This is a genomic window from Luteitalea sp., assembly GCA_009377605.1.
GTDB lineage: Bacteria > Acidobacteriota > Vicinamibacteria > Vicinamibacterales > Vicinamibacteraceae > WHTT01.
The window spans coordinates 59371-78529 of record WHTT01000023.1; the positions used below are offsets into that span (position 1 = coordinate 59371).

A 19159-nucleotide genomic window follows, 5' to 3' on the forward strand; every position below is an offset into this window, starting at 1 on the left:
GTCACCCGATCCAATACCCCAGCGGCCGGTAGATGATCAGCGAAACCGTCAGTGCCCAGAGCGCCACGCAGAGCAGCAGCGGGCGATCCGTGAGCAGCACCTCGGACGGACTCCCACCTTTGTCCTTCCGGTGTACCAAGTACAAATAGCGAAAAAGGCCGTAAAGAGGGAACGGCAGGGTAAACACCAGGGATTCCGTGCCGAACTTCGCCACCGTTTCCGGGCTCATCGTGTAGAAGGTGTACCCGATGAGCGTCGATGCCGCCACGACCGCAATCATCTGATCGAGCAGATACGGGCTATATTCCTTCAAAATCGCGCGATGGTTGGCCGCATCGTCGGCCAGGAGCACGAGCTCATGGCGCCTCTTGCTCAGGGCGAGGAACAGCGCGAGCAAGATCGTGCAAACCAGCAGCCACTTGCTGATGGGGACGTTCACCGCGACGCCGCCGGCCGCTGCCCGGAGCACGAAGCCGATAGCAATCACCAGGACATCCAGGATGACGATCTGCTTCAGCGGCCCGGAGTAGAGCAGCAGAAGGCCCAGGTACGTGCCGGCGACGAGCGCAAAGGCACGCCCGAGGGCGAGCGCGCCGGCGATTGCCAGACATCCCAGGAGAAACGCCGCGAGGATGGCAACCGGGACGGGGAGCTGCCCAGAGGCGACGGGACGCCGAGCCTTGATGGGATGTCGTCGGTCCGCCTCCCGGTCGAGCACGTCGTTGGCGAGATAGACGGCACCGGACAGCGCGCAAAAGATCGCAAGTGCTGCCGTGGATCTCGCAACCGCCGTTGGATTGAACAGCTCACGCCCGAAGAGCAGCGGTGCAAAGACAATCAGGTTCTTCGTCCACTGCCCGGGCCGAAGCGAATACACCAACGCGGAGACGAGCCCACTGCGCTCGTCCACTCCGCTTGATGAAGACATGGTTGACGTGGCGCGTGCGGGTCTCGCTCGCCGTCGCCCCAATCACGCGAAACTGCGGACCGCGTCCTGCTCGGCGTCGAACGTATCGAATACCGTGAGAAGCTTCGTAATGGAGAGCAAGTCCTCGATGCGCTTGGTGACATGCAGGAGCTTCATCTTGCCCCCCTGCCGGCTCACGGTCGTGTAGGCCCGGACGATCTCCCCGAGGCCGGCGCTGTCGATGTACGGCACGTCGGCGAGGTTGAGGAGGATCTTCTTCTGCCCCTGATTCAACAGGCTGTGAACCTTGTCCTTCAGGAGCTCGTCCCCCTCGCCAAGCGTCATCTTGCCCTTCAAATCCAGAATCGTCACGTCGTCCACGACGCGCTGATCAATCTGCATGACATCGCACTCCTGCGGCGCATTCGGTTGTGCCCAAACGACTTAGAAACAAGGGGGTCGAGAGCCAGGGGCCATCCCTCAGGCAGCCGAAACTAGCACGAAGGCGGGTGAAGGTTCAAGGTTCGAGGTTCAAGGTTCGAGGTCGTGGCAGGACGCAGCTTCGGTGGCTTAGCCGACTTGCGTCCGGGCAGAAGCGCCGCGCGTCGCGAGGTTAAGGTTCGACTCCAACCTCGGACCTCCATCCTTGAACCTCGAGCCTCCTACCCGGCCAGCCGCCGTCGGCCCCAACCGTTGACCCCTTCCACTTCAAACCTCGAACCTCTGACCTCGAACCTTCGACTCCCGACCTCCCCCAACCTTGAACCTCGAACCTCGAACCTCGAACCTTACTCCGACTCCCGGCGCTGCTTCTTACGACTGCGCTTGCGCGCAAGAGCCTGCTTGGCCCGGCGCTTGTCGCCAGGCTTCAAATAGAAGGAGTGCTTCTTGATGTCCTTGATGATGTCTTCCTGCTGCACCTTGCGCTTGAAGCGCCGCAAGGCGCTCTCGATCGACTCACCGTCTTGAACCTTGACTTCAGCCACGCGAGACGTCACCCCCCTCCGAGGCTGCGGCGTCCGGACACGCCCCACGCGTGCCCGGTGAACATGCTAGGCTACCACACGCAGGAGGGCGGCCGGTAATCTCGACCGTAGACCGGCGCGGCCTCGGTTCGGCCTCTGTCCTGGAGGCCGCGGACCTCGTCCCGACGTCAAGCCATGAAAGTCCTCGTTGTTGGAAGCGGTGCGCGCGAGCACGCCCTGGTGTGGAAGCTCGCTCGAGAGACATCGGTCGAGCGCGTCATCTGCGCGCCCGGCAACCCCGGGATCGAAGACATCGCCAGCTGCCAAGCCATTGATTCGATGGCGGTCCCTGCCCTGGTCGAGCTTGCGCGGCGCGAGCGGATCGACCTCACCGTCGTCGGTCCCGAGCAGCCGCTCGAACGGGGCATCGCCGACGCGTTTGCGACAGCGGGGCTGCCTCTGTTCGGGCCGACACAGAGCGCGGCGCGGCTCGAGACAAGCAAGGCCTTTGCCAAGCAGTTCATGATGCGCCACGGTATCCCGACCGCTCGCGGCATTATCTGCCGCAAGCCGGGCGAGGCCAACGACGCCGTCGCCGAGCTCGGTCTCCCGGTCGCCATCAAAGCCGACGGTCTTGCCGCGGGCAAGGGGGTGACCATCGCGACCGACCATGAGACGGCCCGTGTCGCCATCGCTGCCGCGATGGTCAGCCACCAGTTCGGTGAAGCGGGCCGCACGCTGGTTGTCGAGGAGTTTCTGAGCGGGACCGAAGTGTCCTGTTTTGCCCTGTGCGATGGCGAGCGTGCGCTGCCGCTGGTTGCCGCGCAGGACCACAAGCGGCTCTTCGACCACGATCGCGGGCCCAACACCGGCGGGATGGGTGCCTTCGCGCCGAGTCCCCTGGTCACAGAGGAGGTTCAGGGCACTGTCACGCGCACCATTGTCCGGCGCGTCGTCGAGGGGATGGCGCACGAGGGAACGCCGTTTCGGGGCGTGCTCTACTGTGGACTGATGCTGACCGCAGAAGGGCCGAAGGTCGTCGAGTTCAACGTGCGTCTTGGTGACCCGGAGGCTCAGGTGATCCTGCCGCTGATGGAGGCGGACCTCGCGCCCCTGATGCGCGACGCCGCAGCCGGCGAGTTGAGCGCTACCGCTGTTCCGGTCAAATCCGGCGTCCAGGTTGGCGTGGTCCTGGCGTCCCGTGGCTACCCGGGCCAAGCCGAGGTTGGACTGCCAATCTCAGGCGTGGAATACCCACCGGGCGACATCCTGGTGTTTCACGCCGGCACACGTCACGCCGGCGGCCGCATCGTCACGGCCGGCGGCCGAGTGCTGACGGTGGTCGCCGGAGGGCCAGATTTCAGCACCGCCATTCAGCAGGTGTACGAGGGTGTGGGTCAGATCTCGTTTCCAGGAATGCAGTGGCGTCGAGACATTGGGAGGAAGGCGCTCGCAGGGACGTAACCACGAAGGTACGAAGATGCACCAGGAAGGTCACGAAGGATCCACCACGAAGGACACGAAGATCACGAAGAAAACCAATTGATTTCTTCGTGCCCTTCGTGTTCTTCGTGGTGAGTGTCCTTCGTGTTCTTCCTGTCTTTCGCTCGCTACTGGTTGGCACCGATGTGCGCCGCGAGGCGCTGGCCGGGCGAGCGGCGCTGGCCTTCGACGATGAGCTGACCGCATGCCGCGCGAATGTCTCGACCGCGGCTTTTCCGTACGGAGACTGTGACCCCGCGGGCGGCGAGCGTCCGCGCGAACGCGTCGACACGCGCTTCGGATGGTCGGCAGAACGGAATCCCCGGCGCTTCGTTGAGCGGCAGCAGATTGACCTTTGCCTCGAGGCTGCTGACGAGCGTCCCGAGGCGCCGCGCATCGTCGGTTGTGTCGTTGACGCCTTCCAGCAGCACGTACTCGAACGTAATCCGCCGCCGCCGGCCGAGCGGCAGCCGTTTGCAGGCCTCCACGAGCGAGGCCAGCGAATATTTGTCGTTGATCGGAACGAGCTCGCTCCGCTGTGCCTCAGTCGTTGCGTGGAGCGAGATTGCGAGATTCGGTATCAGGGGCTCCGAGGCGAGCCGCTCGATTGCCGGCACGAGCCCGACGGTCGAGAGCGTGACGCGTCGTGGGGGAACGGCCAAGCCCTCCCTGGCTGAGAGCATCCGGAGCGCCTTCATTGTGTGGTCGTAGTTGTGGAGCGGCTCTCCCATGCCCATCAAGACGATGTTGAACGCGCGCTCCAACATGCCGAGCTCGCGCGCGAGCACGCGCGCTTGGCCCGCAATCTCGCCGGCGCTCAAATGGCGGACGAGCCCCATCTTCCCAGTCAGGCAGAACGCGCATCGCATCGCGCAGCCCGCCTGCGTCGAGATACAAAACGTCTGTGACGGTGTGTCCGGGATGTAAACCGCTTCAATATCTCGGCCGTCGACCAGTCGTAACAGGAACTTCGTCGTGCCGTCCACCGACACCTCGGTTCTGATGACATGAGGGGTCGACACGTAGCAAGCTGCCGAGAGCTGCGTCCGTAGCGTTCGTGACAGGTCCGTCATATCCGCGAAGTCGGTCACGCCTTTGCGGTACACCCACCGGTAGAGTTGACGCGCGTGGAACGGCGCGACACCGAGCGCAGATAGGAGCGCCTCCAGCTGTGGAAGCTCCAGTTCCGCCACGTCGGTCCGTCCGTCCTTCGAGTGCGTCATCTCACGTTCTCTCAACAACTTACCCCGTCACGCGCCCATGGCTGTACGATAGCATCTTTCGATGGAAGGGGCGCTGGTTGCATGAAGCTCTGCTGTAAAGCTCGGCCAGTGCTGCGGGAACCTGCGTGCTATGATCATCTTTTGCGGGGCTGAAGTGGTGGCCAGCCTGGGCCTGCGCTATCGATTCAGAGGTTGTCGAACAACCCTCAATGCAAGACGAGAACACGTCTGGCGCTTGTTGGCACCACGCGTCGTGAAGCGATTTGTGCTCTCTTGTGTTAACTCACCATGATAGTTCGTGAAACTCTCGCCAACGGCCTGGAGTTGATCACCGAGGCCATGCCACACGTGCGCTCAGTGAGCATGGGCGTGTGGTTGACGCGTGGCTCGCGGCACGAAGAAGAGGCGCAGAGCGGGATCGCCCACTTCATCGAGCACATGCTGTTCAAGGGGACCGACCATCGCAGCGCGCAGGATATCGCACAGGAGCTTGATTCGATGGGTGGGCACCTCGATGCCTTCACGTCGAAGGAGTACGCGGGCTACTACATCAAGGTGCTCGACGAGCACGTTCCGCGGGCGTTCGATATCTTGGCGGACATCATTCGCAACCCGGCGTTTGCGCGGGAAGATGTCGAGCGCGAGAAGCGGGTGATTCTCGAAGAGATCAAGATGGTCGAGGACACGCCCGACGACCTCGTCCATGAGCTCTTCACCCAGCACTATTGGGCGGGACACCCGCTGGGGCGGCCCATTCTCGGCACGCGTGAGACGGTGGAAGGCTTCGACCCGGATGTGTTGCGGAGCTATTTCGAGGGCGCGTACGTCGGGCGCAATCTCATTCTGGCAGCGGCCGGCAACCTTCGCCACGAGGTCATCCGCGATCTGGTCGAGCGCGCGTTCGACGACCTTCGCGCGGAGGGCTATACCTGGAACGACGGAGCTCCTACAATCGCCCCACAGCTGGTTGCCCGCCAGAAGGAGCTCGAGCAGAGCCACGTTTGCGTCGGGACTATCGGATATCCTCAGGTGCACGACGATCGGTTCGTCTGCTATTTGCTGAACATCGTGCTCGGCGGATCGATGAGCTCGCGGCTCTTTCAGAACATTCGCGAAAAGCGTGGCCTGGCTTACTCGGTTTTCAGCGGCTTGAGCGCGTATCGCGATGCCGGCCTCTTGACGATCTATGCTGGTTGCGCCAACGACACGGTGCCGGAGGTGCTCGACCTCGTGGTCGAAGAGCTACGCAGCTTACGGCGCGAGCCGGTGTCGAGCGACGAGCTGCGGCGTGCGAAGGATCATCTCAAGGGGAGTCTGATGTTGAGCCTCGAGAGCACGTCGAGCCGGATGACGCATTTGGCGCGTCAGGAGATCTACTTCGATCGGGCGTACACGATCGATGAGGTGCTCGAGGGCATCGAGGCAGTCACCATCGCGGACATTCAACGTGTGGCGGCGGATCTCTTCTCGAATGGCTCGCTCGGTGTGACCCTGCTCGGCCCAGACGAGGGCGTCCCTGTGGAGAAGGAGAGATTGGATCTCGAGTGATTGTCAGTGACGGATAGGGCTATTACCGGATGATTCCTCGGTACACGCACCCTGCTATGGGGCGCCTCTGGAGCGACCAGCGGCGCTTCGAGACCTGGCTGCGGGTCGAGACGGCCGCAGCCGAAGCGATGGCGGACGCCGGAATCGTGCCCGCCGAGGCCGCACGAGACATTCGAGAGCGCGGCGCGTTCGATATCGCACGCATCGACGCCATCGAACAAACCACACAGCACGACGTCATTGCGTTCACCACGGCGGTTGCCGAGCGCGTCGGGCCGTCCGCGCGCTGGCTGCACTTCGGCTTGACCTCCTCCGACGTCGTGGACACGGCGCTGGCCGTGCAGATGCGTGACGCGTGCAATCTCCTCCTCGAGAACATCGACGCCCTGGCGGCTGCCATTCGGAGCCGAGCGGACGAGCACCGGCGAACGCCAATGATCGGCCGCACGCACGGCGTGCATGCCGAGCCCATGACCTTCGGCTTGAAGCTCGCGCTGTGGTACGCGGAGCTACAGCGCGATCGGACGCGGCTGGTTCGCGCGCGTGAAACCGTCAGTGTCGGGAAGGTCTCGGGGGCCGTCGGGACGTTTGCGCACCTCCCGCCCTCGATCGAGGCCGATGTCTGCCGGAAGCTCGGCCTGGCGGCGGCGCCTGTGTCATCACAAATCGTCCAGCGCGATCGGCACGCGGAGTTGCTCGCGGCGCTGGCGATTACGGCGGCCTCGCTCGAGAAGTTCGCCCTCGAGATACGTGGCTTGCAGAAGACCGAGATTGGCGAGGTCGAAGAGCCGTTTGCACGCGGACAGAAGGGCTCGTCGGCGATGCCGCACAAGCGCAATCCCGTCGGCTGTGAGCAGATCTGCGGGCTCGCGCGCGTCGTCCGTGCGAACGCCATGGCTGCGCTCGAGAACGTGGCGCTCTGGCACGAGCGCGACATCTCGCATTCGTCGGTCGAGCGTGTCATCCTCCCCGATAGCTTCATTGCGCTGGATCACATGCTCCGCCGCTTCACGGGGATCGTGGCCGGCATGGTCGTGCATCCGGAGCGCATGCTCGAGAACCTGCGCCGCTCACGTGGTGTCGTGTTCTCGGGCCAGGTGCTCCTGGAGCTTGCAAGACGAGGCGTGGCGCGCGAGCAAGCCTACCTGTGGGTCCAGCGCTGTGCGCTGCGATCGTACGAGGACCAACGAGAGCTCAAGGCCCTGTTGCTGGACGATCCGGACGTGAGGCGCGTGCTGGCCAGCGACGAGATCGACAAGGCGTTCGATCTCGATCAGCAGCTGCGTCACGTCGATACGATTGTCGATCGAGTGTTCGGCCTCGTCGGGGAGCCGACGGTCGCGCCCGCTGGCGCCGTTCCGTGAGAGATTGCCATGAGTGACGCCGCTGCCGCCGCACCCACTGTCAGGGCGAAGGTCTTTGTCACGCTCAAGCCGTCCGTCTTCGATCCGCAGGGCACGACGATCGCCGAAGCGCTGCACTCGATGGGCTACGGTGGCGTCGAAGACGTCCGCCAGGGAAAGTACTTCGAGCTGACTGTCCGGGCAGAGTCCACCGGGGAGGCGCAGCGACAGGTGGAAGAGATTGCCGACCGCCTGCTCGCGAATCCGGTGATCGAGAGTTATCGCGTGGAAGTGCAGCCATGAAGTTCGCCGTCGTCGTCTTCCCAGGCTCGAACTGCGATCACGATGCGTATCATGCCGTCAAGCACGTGCTGGGCCACGATACCGATTTCTTGTGGCACAAGGAGACGAGCCTGAAGGGGGCGGACGCGGTGATCCTACCCGGAGGATTTTCGTACGGCGATTACCTGCGCACCGGCGCCGTGGCGAGGTTCTCGCCGATCATGCAGGTGGTCGCTCGGTTTGCCGCCGAGGGCGGGCCGGTGCTGGGCATCTGCAACGGATTTCAGATCCTGCAAGAGGCAGGATTGCTGGACGGGGCGATGCTGCGGAATCGGAGCCTCAAGTTTCGCTGTGAGGCAGTGCGGGTCCGTGTCGAGCGAGCCGACACACCGTTTACCAACCTGTGCCAGGCGGGTCAGCTGCTGACGCTTCCCATTGCGCACGGCGACGGCAACTTCTATGCGCCAACAGACGTCCTGGAACGGCTGGAGAGGAACGGGCAGGTCGTCTTCCGTTACGTGAACGCGGAAGGTGAGCCAACGCCAGACGGCAATCCAAACGGCTCTCTCGACAACATCGCAGGCATCTGTAACGAGGCGCGCAATGTGGTGGCGCTGATGCCGCATCCCGAGCGCGCATGCGAGTCGCTGCTGGGCAGCGTGGACGGCCGCCTGATCTTGGATTCCGTGGTCGCAACAATTCGTACAGGCGCAAACACTGCAGAGACGGTAGGGTGGGCCTTTAGGGCCGGCGGGCTCGAGCAGCGCCCGCGCCCGACCTAAAGGTCGGGCCTACATGTGGACCGTGCCTCAATCGAAGGTGTAGGCCCGACCTTTAGGTCGGGCGCGCTCCCGATTTCCGATGACCACTACCCTGCTGGAACAACACGGCCTCACGCGTGACGAATACGATCGCATTGTCACGATTCTGGGCCGCGAGCCGAGCCTCACCGAGCTCGGCATGTTCTCGGTCATGTGGTCGGAGCACTGCAGCTACAAGAGCTCGCGCATCCACCTGAAGAGGCTCCCGACAACGGGACCGCATGTGCTGCAAGGCCCTGGCGAGAATGCTGGCGCGGTCGATATCGGCGATGGGCTTGCCGCGGTGTTCAAGATCGAGTCGCACAACCACCCGTCGTTCATCGAGCCGTATCAAGGTGCGGCGACCGGCGTGGGCGGCATCATCCGCGACATCTTCACCATGGGCGCACGGCCCATTGCGTTGATGGATTCGCTGCGCTTCGGCACGCTCGATATGCCACTCACGCGTCACATCGTGGGAGGCGTGGTGGCCGGCATCGCCGGGTATGGCAATAGCATCGGTATTCCAGTGGTGGGTGGCGAAGCCGTCTTCGATCCTTGCTACGCCGGCAATCCGCTGGTCAATGTGTTCTGTCTGGGCATCGCGCCGACGGCGCATCTCGTGAAGGGGCGCGCCGAGGGCGTTGGCAATCCGGTCTACTACGTTGGCGCGAAGACGGGACGCGACGGTATTCACGGCGCGACCATGGCTTCAGCGGAGTTCGACGAGCAAGCGTCTGCCAAGCGCCCGAACGTGCAGGTGGGTGATCCCTTCATGGAGAAGCTCCTGCTCGAGGCCTGCCTCGAAGTGCTACGCGGCGACGCGCTCGTCGGTCTGCAGGACATGGGAGCGGCCGGTCTCACCTGCGCGACCTCTGAGATGAGCGCGAGGGCTCGCACGGGCATGGACGTCGAGGTGACGTCGGTTCCTCAACGCGAAGCCGGGATGACACCGTATGAGATCATGCTCTCCGAGTCGCAGGAGCGCATGCTCTTCGTCGTCAAGAAGGGCCGCGAGGCGGACGTCGAGCAGATCTTCGAGAAATGGGATCTGCACGCCTGCCAGATTGGTGAGGTGACGGGTGACGGCGTCGTGCGTATCCGGCACCAAGGCACGCCGGTCGCGGAGATTCCCGCTGCAGCGTTGGCCGATGAGGCTCCTCTCTACGACCGACCATCTGTGAAGCCGGAGCACTTCGACGCGGCGCAAGCGCTGCGGCCAGAGCATCTGAAGCCGGCTCCTGCGTCCCGGGACGTTCTCCTCTCTCTGCTCGCATCGCCCACGATCGCGGGCAAGCGGTGGATCTTCCGGCAATACGACCACATGGTCCGCACGAACACGCTGGTCTTGCCGGGGATGGGCACTGGCGTCGTGCGAGTGAAGGGCACCAGCCGCGCTCTGGCCATGTCGCTCGATGGCAACGGACGCTACGGCCAGTTGAATCCTCGCCGCGGCGCCATCCTGGCGGTTGCGGAGGCTGCGCGCAATGTCGCCTGCGCCGGCGGTGTCCCGCTCGGTGCGACGAACAACCTCAACTTTGGCAATCCTGAGCGGCCGGACATCATGTGGCAGCTCGTCGAGGCCATTGAAGGCTTGTCGGAAGCCTGCCGTGCGCTCGAGATTCCTATAACGGGAGGAAACGTCAGTCTCTACAACGAGACGGAGGGACGGCCGATCTACCCGACGACGGTTGTGGGTGCCGTGGGACTGATCGAAGATGCCTCGAAGATCGCGAGCCGAGCGTTTCCTGAGCCGGGCTTGACCGTCGTGCTCGTCGGCGCGCACACGCTTTCAGCCGAGATCGGTGGCAGTGAATATCTCCAGGTGATCCACGGCCAGGTTCGCGGCACCCCGCCAGCCTGCGACCTGGAGGCCGAGCGCGCGCTGCATCATTTGTTACCAGCGGCGATTCGAGACAGCCTCGTCCGTTCGGCGCACGACCTTGCCGAGGGTGGCTTGGCGGTGACGCTCGCCGAATGCTGCTTTGAGAACGGCGATATTGGTGTGAACATTGATCTAGGGGCGCTGGACAGCGACAGGTCGGGAAGTGGATCGGCGGCAAAGGATGACACGCTGGTCCCCCTCGAGCACAGCATCCTCTTCGGTGAGGCTGCCGGTCGCCTCCTCGTGGCGGTTCGCCAAGAAGACGAGCGGGCGTTTCTCGATCGCGCCGAAAGTGTAGGTGTGCCGGCCCGCCTCATCGGCTACACCGGCGGCGATCGTGTGCGTATCGTCCTCGACGGCCGCACGGTAATCGACGAGCCGCTCCGTGACGTGGAGATGATCTGGACCACGGCGCTAGCGCGACTGCTCGACTCGCGCGCCGCTTAGATCCTCCGTGATTGGGTCGGGCGGGACTTTATCAGCCCCGCCATCAGGAGACGATGGACAAGCTCAAGGAAGAATGCGGCATCTTCGGCATCTTCGGTCATACCGAGGCGGCCAACCTCACCTATCTAGGTCTCTACGCGCTCCAGCACCGCGGTCAGGAGAGCGCCGGCATCGCCGCGGCGGATGGCGATGCCGTCCGCGTCACGCGTGGAATGGGGTATGTCGCGGACATCTTCACCGAAGGCGTGCTACGCGAGATCGACGGGACGAGCGCCATCGGGCACACGCGCTATTCGACCGCTGGCGCGAGCGGCCTCGCCAATGCGCAACCGCTCCTCATCGAGTGCGTGCACGGCCAAATCGCCGTGTGCCACAACGGTAACCTCGTGAATGCGAGTGAGCGACGCGACGAGCTCGTGAAAGAGGGCGCGATCTTCCAGACGAGCAGCGACACGGAGGTCATCCTCCATTTGTATGCTCGATCGAAGAAGGGGACCATCGACGACGCCGTCATCGATTCGCTCAGACAGGTGCGTGGCGCATTCTCGTTGTTGCTCCTTGCCAAGGATCGGATGCTTGTCGCGCGTGATCCCCACGGCTTCCGACCCCTGGCCCTGGGCCGGCTTGGCGACGCGTGGATTGCTTGTTCGGAGACGTGTGCGCTGGATCTCATCGGTGCCCGCTATGTGCGCGACGTCGAGCCGGGCGAGGTGCTCGTGTTCACGAATGAAGGGGTGCGCTCGTATCACCCTTTCCCGCCGGCGCGTGCCGCCCACTGCATCTTCGAGCACGTCTACTTCTCGAGGCCCGATAGTCAGGTGTTCGGACGCAGCGTCAATGAAGTGCGGACGGAGCTCGGCCGGCTGCTTGCTCAAGAGGCCCAGGTGGACGCCGACGTGGTCGTGCCCATTCCCGACTCCGGAGTCTGCGCAGGGATCGGCTACGCCGAGATGTCTGGGCTGCCGATGCGAATGGGGCTGATCCGGAACCACTACGTCGGCCGAACGTTCATCGAGCCCCAGCAGTCGATCCGGCACTTCGGTGTCCGCGTCAAGCTCAACCCGGTGCGAAGCATTCTCCAGGGGCAGCGTGTGGTGCTCGTCGACGACTCCATTGTCCGTGGCACCACGAGCCGGAAGATCGTCAAGATGGTTCGCGCGGCCGGCGCGCGAGAGGTGCACATGCGTATTAGCTGCCCACCTACCATCTCGCCATGCTTCTACGGCGTCGACACCCCGCGGCGGGCCGAGCTGATCGCCGCGACCCATTCGCTGGAAGAAATCCGCACGTACATCGAAGCGGACAGCCTGGCCTATCTCAGCCTCGACGGCCTGCTGCAGGCCGTCGCGCCCGACAAGCCTGCATACTGCACCTCCTGCTACACGGGAGAGTATCCGGTCGAGTTCCCGCGCGACCATGAAGCCTACCTGCAGCTCGTCCTCAAGCTGGATCGGTAGCTATGGGTTCTTGGTTCCTGGTTCTTGGTGCGCCTATTGCCCCGATGCCAAGGCGTACCAAGGGCCAAGGGCCAAGGGCCAAGGACCAAGGACCGCAAGGAGGTGCCCACATGCACGTGTATGACGGACGAACTCGCGTCCTGTCGCGGGTCGTGCTCAGTGCCGCGTTGTTTGCGGCAGGCACCGCGACGGCGCAGCCCCCAACACCGCAAGCCAAGCCAGCAGACAAAGCGCCCGCGGCCCGGGACCTGGAAGCCGCCGTCGACCGGCTCGGCGATCTCGATTACGAGATCCGGACGGACGCGTCGAGCCTCGTCCGCCGTGCACCCGCCGAGAAAACCGTGCCCATGCTCACCAACGCGGCGCGGTCGCACAAGGACGGCTACGTGCGCTTCCGGGCGCTCGTGCTGCTCGCGGGCTTGAACGATCCCAAGAGCCGGGACTTGATGGCGGCTGTGCTGACCGACGAGAACGATCGCCTTCGCGAGGTGGCGTATCGCTACTTCGAAGAACATCCCGACCCGGCGCTTGCGCCTCGCTTCGTTGCCGCCCTGAAGAAGGAGACCTCGGAGTTCGTCCGGCCCCCACTGACGCGTGCGTTGGCGGCGCACGGGGGAGATCCGACGGTTCAGGCCACGTTGAAGCGTGAGGTCATGAGCGGGCAAGACTATTTCCGCAGTGGCGTGATCGAAGCCCTGGGCGACCACAAGGCCGCGTATGCCTTACCCGAGTTGCTCAAGATCGCTCAGCTCGAGGGGCCGCTGCAGGACGATGCGGTGTTGGCGCTCGGACGGATTGGCGACAAACGCGCGCTGGATACGTTTGCGCGGCTGCAGCGCACCGCGCCGCGCGAGCAACAGCCAGCGATCGCGGCGGCGATCTGTATGTTGGGCGTGAACTGCCAATCGCACCAGTCCTTTCTCGCCGAGACCCTGCGCTTCGCCTCGAAGGAAGTCGGGTTCCAACCCCTCCTGCGTGCGACGGCCGACAGCCTGGCGGAGCTCGCCATCACCGACCACACCGAGGCGTTGCAGCTGTTGTTCGAGACCGTCGTTCCCACAAGAGATCCTGTGCGCGCGCCGCTGGTGCTCGCCGTGGGCAGCGTGGCGCTACGCAACCCGCAAACGGTGCTGGGCTATCTATCGCAGGCCAAACAGGCCGCCGGCTCGATTGACGTGCTCCGCGAAGCGTTCGATATGTTGGAAGAGGATTACGCGGAGGAGCGATTCTATGCGACCGTTCGTCGCACCTTCTGGTCGTCGCCGGAAAGCTCCGCGGAGCGGAAGACCGCGCAAACACTCATCGGCGCGCTAGAGTTCTGACGATGAGTAGTGATCAGTGGCCGGTGGCCAGTGATCAGCCGATGTACCAGCGTTCGGGGGCTCACGTCGAATGCCCGCGGGGGCTCGCCGCTAGCCCCCGAACGTTGGCAGATCGGCTGACCACTGATCACTGGCCACTACTCAGTGACAAGCATTCATGGACTACAAGGACGCAGGTGTCGATATCGAGGCCGGTACTGAGGTTGTGCGCCGCGTAAGGGAGCTGGCGCGCGGTACCTTCACGCCGCACGTTCTATCGGACATTGGCGCGTTCGGCGGCCTGTTCCATCTGCGCGGTATCGATTGCGAGGATCCAGTCCTCGTGGCGAGCGCGGATGGTGTGGGCACGAAGCTGAAGCTCGCGTTTCTCACCAGCCGGCACGATACGATTGGTGAGGATCTCGTCAACCACTGCGTGAACGACATCCTCGTTCAGGGAGCGCGGCCACTTTTCTTTCTCGATTACCTGGCGACTGGCCGGCTCTCGCCCGATGTGGCGGCCAGCGTCGTCAGCGGGTTGGCGCGTGCATGCCGGGACAACGGATGCGCGCTCCTCGGCGGCGAGACGGCTGAGATGCCAGGCTTCTACGTGGATGAGGAGTACGACCTCGCCGGCTTCATCGTCGGCGTCGTCGACCGCGCGCGCATCATCGACGGACGGACCGTTGCGCCTGGCGATTTGCTGATTGGCTTGCCGTCGAGCGGCCTACACACGAACGGGTACTCGCTGGCCCGTCGAATCGTGTTCGAGCAGCTCGCCCTGACGGCCGACACCTACGTGCCCGAGGTCGGCATGGACGTCGGCAGCGCCCTGCTCGTTCCTCACCGCACGTATCTGCCCGTCGTGGCGCCGCTGCTAGAAACGGGTGTCATCAAGGCCATGGCGCACATCACCGGGGGCGGCATCACCGACAACCTGCCGCGCGCGTTGCCGGAAGGCACCTCCGCAGAGGTGGATCGCGCGGCGTGGGAGGTTCCCGCCTTGTTCCAATGGCTGCAGGCGGCGGGCGGTGTGCCTGCGGATGAGATGTATCGCACCTTCAACATGGGAATCGGGTTGATTCTGGTGTGTGCGGAAGCCGACGCGTCATCATTCGTTGCCAAGCTGCACGCGCGTGGCGAGGCCGGCGCCAGGGTCATTGGACGCGTTGTCTGAGGAAAGGAACCGGTTCTTTTTCGACATCCTATGGCGAAGCGGCTCGGCGTTCTGATTTCCGGTCGTGGCAGTAACTTGCAGGCGATCATCGACGCGACCGTGGACGGTCGGCTCGACGCGGTCGTGCAGGTGGTCGTTTCGAACCGACCGCATGTGCAGGGACTCGATCGTGCCCGGGTGGCTGGTATCGAAACGGTGGTCGTCGATCACACGACCTTCGGCTCGCGCGCTGCATTCGATCGAGCGCTCGTCGCCGTGCTCGAGAGCCACAACGTCGATCTCGTCTGTCTCGCGGGATTCATGCGCCTGCTGGGCCCTGAGTTCATCAGCGCCTTCCCCAACGCCGTCCTCAACATCCATCCTTCGCTCTTGCCGGCGTTCGCCGGCTTGGACGCCCAGCTCCAAGCGTGGGAGCATGGCGTCAAGACGTCGGGCGTCACCGTGCACTTCGTGACGCAGGACCTCGATGCCGGTCCCATCGTTTTGCAGGCCGCCGTTCCAGTCCGTGACGATGACACGCCCGAGACGCTGGCGGCACGTATTCTCGTCGAGGAGCACCGTGTATATCCGGAAGCCGTTGCTCGGGTGCTGCGCGGCGGCTGGCGCATGGACGGCCGCCGATTCATCCCTGGTCCCTAGTCCCTTCCAGCCCCTTCTATCCCCTCGTCCCTTGCCCTTCGCCCCTGACCAGAGGGGTGCGGAGCTGGGCCACGTACGTTGACCCACGCGATGACATGCAGCTTTCAAACAGCGTGAGCTCTGTCACGAGCATCGGGGCAATTGGCTCGCTTGCTTCCGCAGCCCAGTTGGGGAGCCGCGCGCGCCGCGGTATCCGGTCCCGCTTGAAGCGTGCGAGTGTGACGTGCGGGTGGAAGGGTCGTGGCTCTGGAGGTACGCCAAGCTCGGTCAAGCGTGCCTGCACTTCGTTGTAGAGCTCCTCGAGCAACGCGCCACCGCGGCGAACGCCGACCCAGAGGATGCGTGGTGCGGCCGCGTTGGGAAATGTACCCACGGCGCCGACCTTGACCTCGAAAGGCGCCAGGCGCACCGGCCTGTCGAGGGCGAGGCGAAGCGCAGCTGCCGCTTCGTCCCGCGTCTCACCGAGAAAGCGGAGCGTGATGTGCAGGTTGGCCGCCGCCACCCAGGTCGTGCTGCGGGCGACTGCTGGATGGAGCATTGCCCGGAGCGTCACGGCGATCTCACTCACCGCCACACGAGTCGCCTCGTCGAGATCAACAGCCAGGAAAAGCCGCATGAAAAAACGCCTCGCCCCTCGTCCCTCCTGACCCCTGATCCCTGACGCCTAGAAGTCGGCCTTGCGCTCGAGCGTGAGCACGGCGACCTCGGGTGGACAATTGATCCGACAGGGCACATACACGGTGCCGACGCCGCGACTGACAAACAGCGTCGTGTTCTCGCGTCTGGCGGCGCCGGCAAGGACCGGGAACTTGCGGCCTGCGAGGGCACCCACGTACGGGAGCACCACCTGGCCACCGTGCGTGTGGCCGGATAGCACGAGCGGCACACCGAGCGCGCTTGCCTGCCTCAGGCGACGCGGGTCGTGGGCGAGCAGGAATGTGGTCGGGCTGGCGCCGCGAAGCAGTCGCGCGAGCTCGGCCATCGTTCGCGTCCAGAACCTCACGCCGAGCAGGTCGATGCGCTCGCCTCGGACCCGAACCGTCGTGCGCGCATCCTTCAGCACGTCGAAGCCAGCCCGTGACAACGCGCGCGGCATGTCCTGGTCATCGTCATGGTTACCGAGGATCGCAAAGACCCCCTGCGGCGCGGTGAGTGGCCGGAGCACTTCGGCGGCAGGGTCGACGAACGCGCGATTGCCCCACGTCACGTAATCGCCACCGAGCACGATGAGGTCTGGACGCTCGTTGAGCAGCAGGTTCACCGCGCGCTCGATCAGCGCATGGGGAACCAGACTGCTCAGATGGGTGTCTGTAAGAAGGCCGACACGGAGGCCGACCAAGGCGGGCGGCAGACCGGACACCGGCAAGCGGGTGCGGGTGACACCGAGATGGAGCCGTTCGAACGAATATCCGTGCGCACCGGTTCCGACCGCGGTTCCGACCAAGGCCGCCGCGGCCGTCTTCAACCAATCGCGCCGGGTAAATGCCGGTCTCGCGCCGACAGCCATGCCTACCGCTATCGTAACAGTGTGCTGTCGTCCTATAGTGTCTCTGAGTGATGACGCTGGATCAGGAAATCGCTTATCTGACCAAGGGCTGCGTGGATGTCGTTCGCCCCGCGGAGCTCCGTGACAAGCTGGAGCGCGCACACCGGGAGAGACGACAGCTCACCGTCAAGGTCGGGTTCGATCCCACCGCGCCCGACCTGCATCTGGGTCACACGGTGCTTCTTCGGAAGATGAAGCACTTCCAGGATCTGGGCCATCGAGTGATCTTTCTCATTGGCGACTTCACAGGCCTCATTGGCGATCCGACCGGCCAATCGAAGACACGGCCGGCGCTGACGCCAGAGCAGATTGCCGCAAACGCCGAGACGTACAAGAGCCAGGTGTTCAAGCTGCTCGATGCGAACAAGACCGTCGTCGATTTCAACAGCCGCTGGTTCGGGGCGATGACAAGCGAGGAGTGGGTTCGCCTGGCGGCGCGGTACAACGTGGCCCAGATGCTCGAACGTCGTGAGTTCCGGCAGCGGTACGAGTCAGGGCAGCCGATTTCCTTGCACGAGTTCCTGTACCCGCTCGTCCAGGGGTATGACTCGGTCGTGCTGCGCGCCGACGTCGAGCTAGGCGGGACCGACCAGCTATTCAATCTCAACGTGGGTCGAGACATCATGCCGGGCTATGGTCTGGAGCCGCAGGTCGTGATGACGACGCCGTTGCTCGTTGGCCTGGACGGCGTGGAGAAGATGTCCAAGAGCCTCGGTAACTACGTGGGCGTGGACGAGTCACCCAATACGATGTTCGGCAAGCTGATGTCGATCTCGGACGAGCTGATGTGGGTGTATTACGAGCTCTTGACCGACCTTCCGGTGGCGGAGCTGCACGCGTGGAAGCGTGAGGTAGCGGCAGGGAGCCGGCACCCCAAGCGGGTCAAGCTGGATTTGGCCAAGCGCATCGTGACGGACTTTCACTCGCCTGCGGCCGCCGAACAGGCGGAGACGTGGTTCGAGCAGGGGCGGAAGTCGGCGGTTGAACCGGAGGGCGACGCGGGCGCGGTCGCGGGGCTTCCCGTTCTGGAGGTTGTTTCCGGCAGCACGGCGGTCAATTTGAGCCGGGCGATTGCCGACCTCGGCTTGGCGGCGTCGGCGAGCGAGGCGACGCGGAAGATCAAGCAGGGAGGGGTGCGTATCAATGGCGAAAAGGTCGTGGAGCTTCGCTGGCAGCCTCCCGGAGCTGGACGCTATGTGCTTCAGGTGGGGGCGCACCGAATGGCCGTCCTTCAAGCTCGAGCGCATTCCACATCGGGGAATGACGATCAGATGACCGAGGAAGAGCGAAGCCAGCGAGAGTGAAGCCGGTACTGAGAGCCACCACGTTTGACAAGGACGTAACAGCTTTTTATACTGTGGTGCTCGTCATGCAGGAAGCCGCGCCAGTGCGGAGCCAGCCTGCGAGGCCAGCCAGAGGAGTCTGCGGAGCCCGCAACAGGCCCAGGACGGCCGGCGAGGATGGCGGATCGACGAGTGAATTGAAGCCGAGTAAATTAACGTAGAAAGTGGTTGACAGACAGGCTTTTCAGTCATAGACTCGTAAGGTTCGCCTGAGGACGGTCGGCTCAGGTCGCTGAGCCGCTGAGAGCAAGGGAAACAGACGGTTGGCGGGTGAGACTCGTCAACGATCTCGGTTCTTTGAAAACTAGATAGAACGTGCACTTGTCTCGCCGAAGCCGCCGCAGGCGGCGGAGGTGGGACGCATCAGCCCGTCATGAATCAGCCTGTCTCGCCGAAGCGCCGCAAGGCGCGGAGGCGGACAGACCAAACAACGACGTAGTGAACGCAGGAAGAGCTCTTGCGTTAGGAATGTCCGTGACGCACGAGGATCTGGACTGGACGTGATGTTCGGTGTGGGTGCTCGGAGCGGAGCGGCGACAGTCTTAAACATGAGAGTTTGATCCTGGCTCAGAATCAACGCTGGCGGCGTGCCTAACACATGCAAGTCGAGCGCGAAAGGGGCTTCGGCCCTGAGTAGAGCGGCAAACGGGTGAGTAACGCGTGGGTGACCTACCTCTGAGTGGGGGATAACCTTCCGAAAGGAGGGCTAATACCGCATGATATCGCGCCTTTGGACAGGCGACGATCAAAGCCGGGGACCGCAAGGCCTGGCGCTTGGAGAGGGGCCCGCGTCCGATTAGCTCGTTGGTGGGGT

17 protein-coding genes, 1 rRNA gene and 1 pseudogene are annotated in these 19159 nt (G+C 63.9%); 13 read left to right on the forward strand and 6 right to left on the reverse strand.

Translation table 11 applies throughout. The features are described from left to right. Position 1: 1 nt before the first annotated feature. Positions 2-928 (reverse strand): decaprenyl-phosphate phosphoribosyltransferase, encoded by a 927-nt coding sequence (locus tag GEV06_10020; protein MPZ18235.1) that lies wholly within the window; start codon positions 926-928, stop codon positions 2-4. Positions 929-970: 42 nt separating this feature from the next. Continuing rightward, positions 971-1309, reverse strand: coding sequence for an anti-sigma factor antagonist (locus GEV06_10025; GenBank protein ID MPZ18236.1), 339 nt, complete (start codon positions 1307-1309; stop codon positions 971-973). 291 nt (positions 1310-1600) lie between these two features. Here GEV06_10025 and GEV06_10030 point away from each other — a divergent pair. Beyond that, positions 1601-1696, forward strand: a pseudogene (locus GEV06_10030) (restriction endonuclease). On the opposite strand, the gene GEV06_10035 reads toward GEV06_10030, so the two are convergent. Further along, on the reverse strand, positions 1696-1893 hold the full coding sequence (locus GEV06_10035; protein ID MPZ18237.1) for a 30S ribosomal protein S21: 198 nt from the start codon (positions 1891-1893) through the stop codon (positions 1696-1698). The pseudogene GEV06_10030 and the gene GEV06_10035 overlap by 1 nt on opposite strands. Positions 1894-2067: 174 nt before the next feature. Here GEV06_10035 and purD point away from each other — a divergent pair, with 174 nt between their 5' ends. Next, positions 2068-3336, forward strand: a complete 1269-nt coding sequence (gene purD / locus GEV06_10040; protein MPZ18238.1) for a phosphoribosylamine--glycine ligase — start codon at positions 2068-2070, stop codon at positions 3334-3336. Positions 3337-3482: 146 nt separating this feature from the next. Here the strand turns inward: purD and rlmN are convergent, their stop codons facing one another. Continuing rightward, complete coding sequence (gene rlmN, locus GEV06_10045) at positions 3483-4577, reverse strand: 23S rRNA (adenine(2503)-C(2))-methyltransferase RlmN (GenBank protein MPZ18239.1); 1095 nt, start codon at positions 4575-4577, stop codon at positions 3483-3485. A gap of 288 nt (positions 4578-4865) precedes the next feature. Between rlmN and GEV06_10050 the strand changes: the two genes are divergently transcribed. The 9 genes from GEV06_10050 (at position 4866) to GEV06_10090 (ending at position 15456) form a co-directional block, all read left to right on the forward strand. After that, positions 4866-6125 (forward strand): insulinase family protein, encoded by a 1260-nt coding sequence (locus GEV06_10050; GenBank protein ID MPZ18240.1) that lies wholly within the window; start codon positions 4866-4868, stop codon positions 6123-6125. Between the two features lie 29 nt (positions 6126-6154). Beyond that, a complete protein-coding gene (locus tag GEV06_10055; protein MPZ18241.1) occupies positions 6155-7489 on the forward strand; it encodes an adenylosuccinate lyase in 1335 nt (444 codons plus the stop codon). A 9-nt stretch (positions 7490-7498) separates the two neighbouring features. Next, entirely contained in the window at positions 7499-7771 is a 273-nt protein-coding gene (gene purS / locus GEV06_10060) for a phosphoribosylformylglycinamidine synthase subunit PurS (GenBank protein MPZ18242.1), read from the forward strand. Continuing rightward, complete coding sequence (gene purQ / locus GEV06_10065) at positions 7768-8532, forward strand: phosphoribosylformylglycinamidine synthase subunit PurQ (GenBank protein ID MPZ18243.1); 765 nt, start codon at positions 7768-7770, stop codon at positions 8530-8532. The genes purS and purQ overlap by 4 nt, the downstream gene beginning before the upstream one ends. A gap of 79 nt (positions 8533-8611) precedes the next feature. Then, positions 8612-10882, forward strand: coding sequence for a phosphoribosylformylglycinamidine synthase subunit PurL (gene purL / locus GEV06_10070; GenBank protein ID MPZ18244.1), 2271 nt, complete (start codon positions 8612-8614; stop codon positions 10880-10882). Positions 10883-10935: 53 nt separating this feature from the next. Beyond that, entirely contained in the window at positions 10936-12339 is a 1404-nt protein-coding gene (locus GEV06_10075; protein ID MPZ18245.1) for an amidophosphoribosyltransferase, read from the forward strand. 2 nt (positions 12340-12341) lie between these two features. Next, a complete protein-coding gene (locus GEV06_10080) occupies positions 12342-13661 on the forward strand; it encodes a hypothetical protein (protein ID MPZ18246.1) in 1320 nt (439 codons plus the stop codon). Between the two features lie 157 nt (positions 13662-13818). Further along, positions 13819-14817, forward strand: coding sequence for a phosphoribosylformylglycinamidine cyclo-ligase (locus tag GEV06_10085; protein MPZ18247.1), 999 nt, complete (start codon positions 13819-13821; stop codon positions 14815-14817). A 30-nt stretch (positions 14818-14847) separates the two neighbouring features. Continuing rightward, positions 14848-15456, forward strand: coding sequence for a phosphoribosylglycinamide formyltransferase (locus GEV06_10090; protein MPZ18248.1), 609 nt, complete (start codon positions 14848-14850; stop codon positions 15454-15456). A 16-nt stretch (positions 15457-15472) separates the two neighbouring features. Here GEV06_10090 and thpR read toward each other — a convergent pair whose 3' ends face one another. Beyond that, positions 15473-16072, reverse strand: a complete 600-nt coding sequence (gene thpR / locus GEV06_10095; GenBank protein ID MPZ18249.1) for an RNA 2',3'-cyclic phosphodiesterase — start codon at positions 16070-16072, stop codon at positions 15473-15475. 48 nt (positions 16073-16120) lie between these two features. Then, the gene (locus GEV06_10100; GenBank protein MPZ18250.1) at positions 16121-16963 is read right to left on the reverse strand and encodes a hypothetical protein; all 843 of its coding nucleotides are present in this window, start codon (positions 16961-16963) and stop codon (positions 16121-16123) included. A 47-nt stretch (positions 16964-17010) separates the two neighbouring features. On the opposite strand from GEV06_10100, the gene GEV06_10105 reads away from it, so the two are divergent. Continuing rightward, entirely contained in the window at positions 17011-18306 is a 1296-nt protein-coding gene (locus GEV06_10105) for a tyrosine--tRNA ligase (protein MPZ18251.1), read from the forward strand. A 581-nt stretch (positions 18307-18887) separates the two neighbouring features. After that, positions 18888-19159, forward strand: a 16S ribosomal RNA gene (locus GEV06_10110); the annotation flags it as partial.

Coding starts and splice junctions, on each gene's coding strand:
- GEV06_10020 (MPZ18235.1), bottom strand. CDS start 928: ATGTCTTCATCAAGCGGAGTGGACGAGCGCAGTGGGCTCGTCTCCGCG.
- GEV06_10025 (MPZ18236.1), bottom strand. CDS start 1,309: ATGCAGATTGATCAGCGCGTCGTGGACGACGTGACGATTCTGGATTTG.
- purD (MPZ18238.1), top strand. CDS start 2,068: ATGAAAGTCCTCGTTGTTGGAAGCGGTGCGCGCGAGCACGCCCTGGTG.
- rlmN (MPZ18239.1), bottom strand. CDS start 4,577: ATGACGCACTCGAAGGACGGACGGACCGACGTGGCGGAACTGGAGCTT.
- GEV06_10050 (MPZ18240.1), top strand. CDS start 4,866: ATGATAGTTCGTGAAACTCTCGCCAACGGCCTGGAGTTGATCACCGAG.
- GEV06_10055 (MPZ18241.1), top strand. CDS start 6,155: ATGATTCCTCGGTACACGCACCCTGCTATGGGGCGCCTCTGGAGCGAC.
- purS (MPZ18242.1), top strand. CDS start 7,499: ATGAGTGACGCCGCTGCCGCCGCACCCACTGTCAGGGCGAAGGTCTTT.
- purQ (MPZ18243.1), top strand. CDS start 7,768: ATGAAGTTCGCCGTCGTCGTCTTCCCAGGCTCGAACTGCGATCACGAT.
- purL (MPZ18244.1), top strand. CDS start 8,612: ATGACCACTACCCTGCTGGAACAACACGGCCTCACGCGTGACGAATAC.
- GEV06_10075 (MPZ18245.1), top strand. CDS start 10,936: ATGGACAAGCTCAAGGAAGAATGCGGCATCTTCGGCATCTTCGGTCAT.
- GEV06_10080 (MPZ18246.1), top strand. CDS start 12,342: ATGGGTTCTTGGTTCCTGGTTCTTGGTGCGCCTATTGCCCCGATGCCA.
- GEV06_10085 (MPZ18247.1), top strand. CDS start 13,819: ATGGACTACAAGGACGCAGGTGTCGATATCGAGGCCGGTACTGAGGTT.
- GEV06_10090 (MPZ18248.1), top strand. CDS start 14,848: ATGGCGAAGCGGCTCGGCGTTCTGATTTCCGGTCGTGGCAGTAACTTG.
- thpR (MPZ18249.1), bottom strand. CDS start 16,072: ATGCGGCTTTTCCTGGCTGTTGATCTCGACGAGGCGACTCGTGTGGCG.
- GEV06_10100 (MPZ18250.1), bottom strand. CDS start 16,963: ATGGCTGTCGGCGCGAGACCGGCATTTACCCGGCGCGATTGGTTGAAG.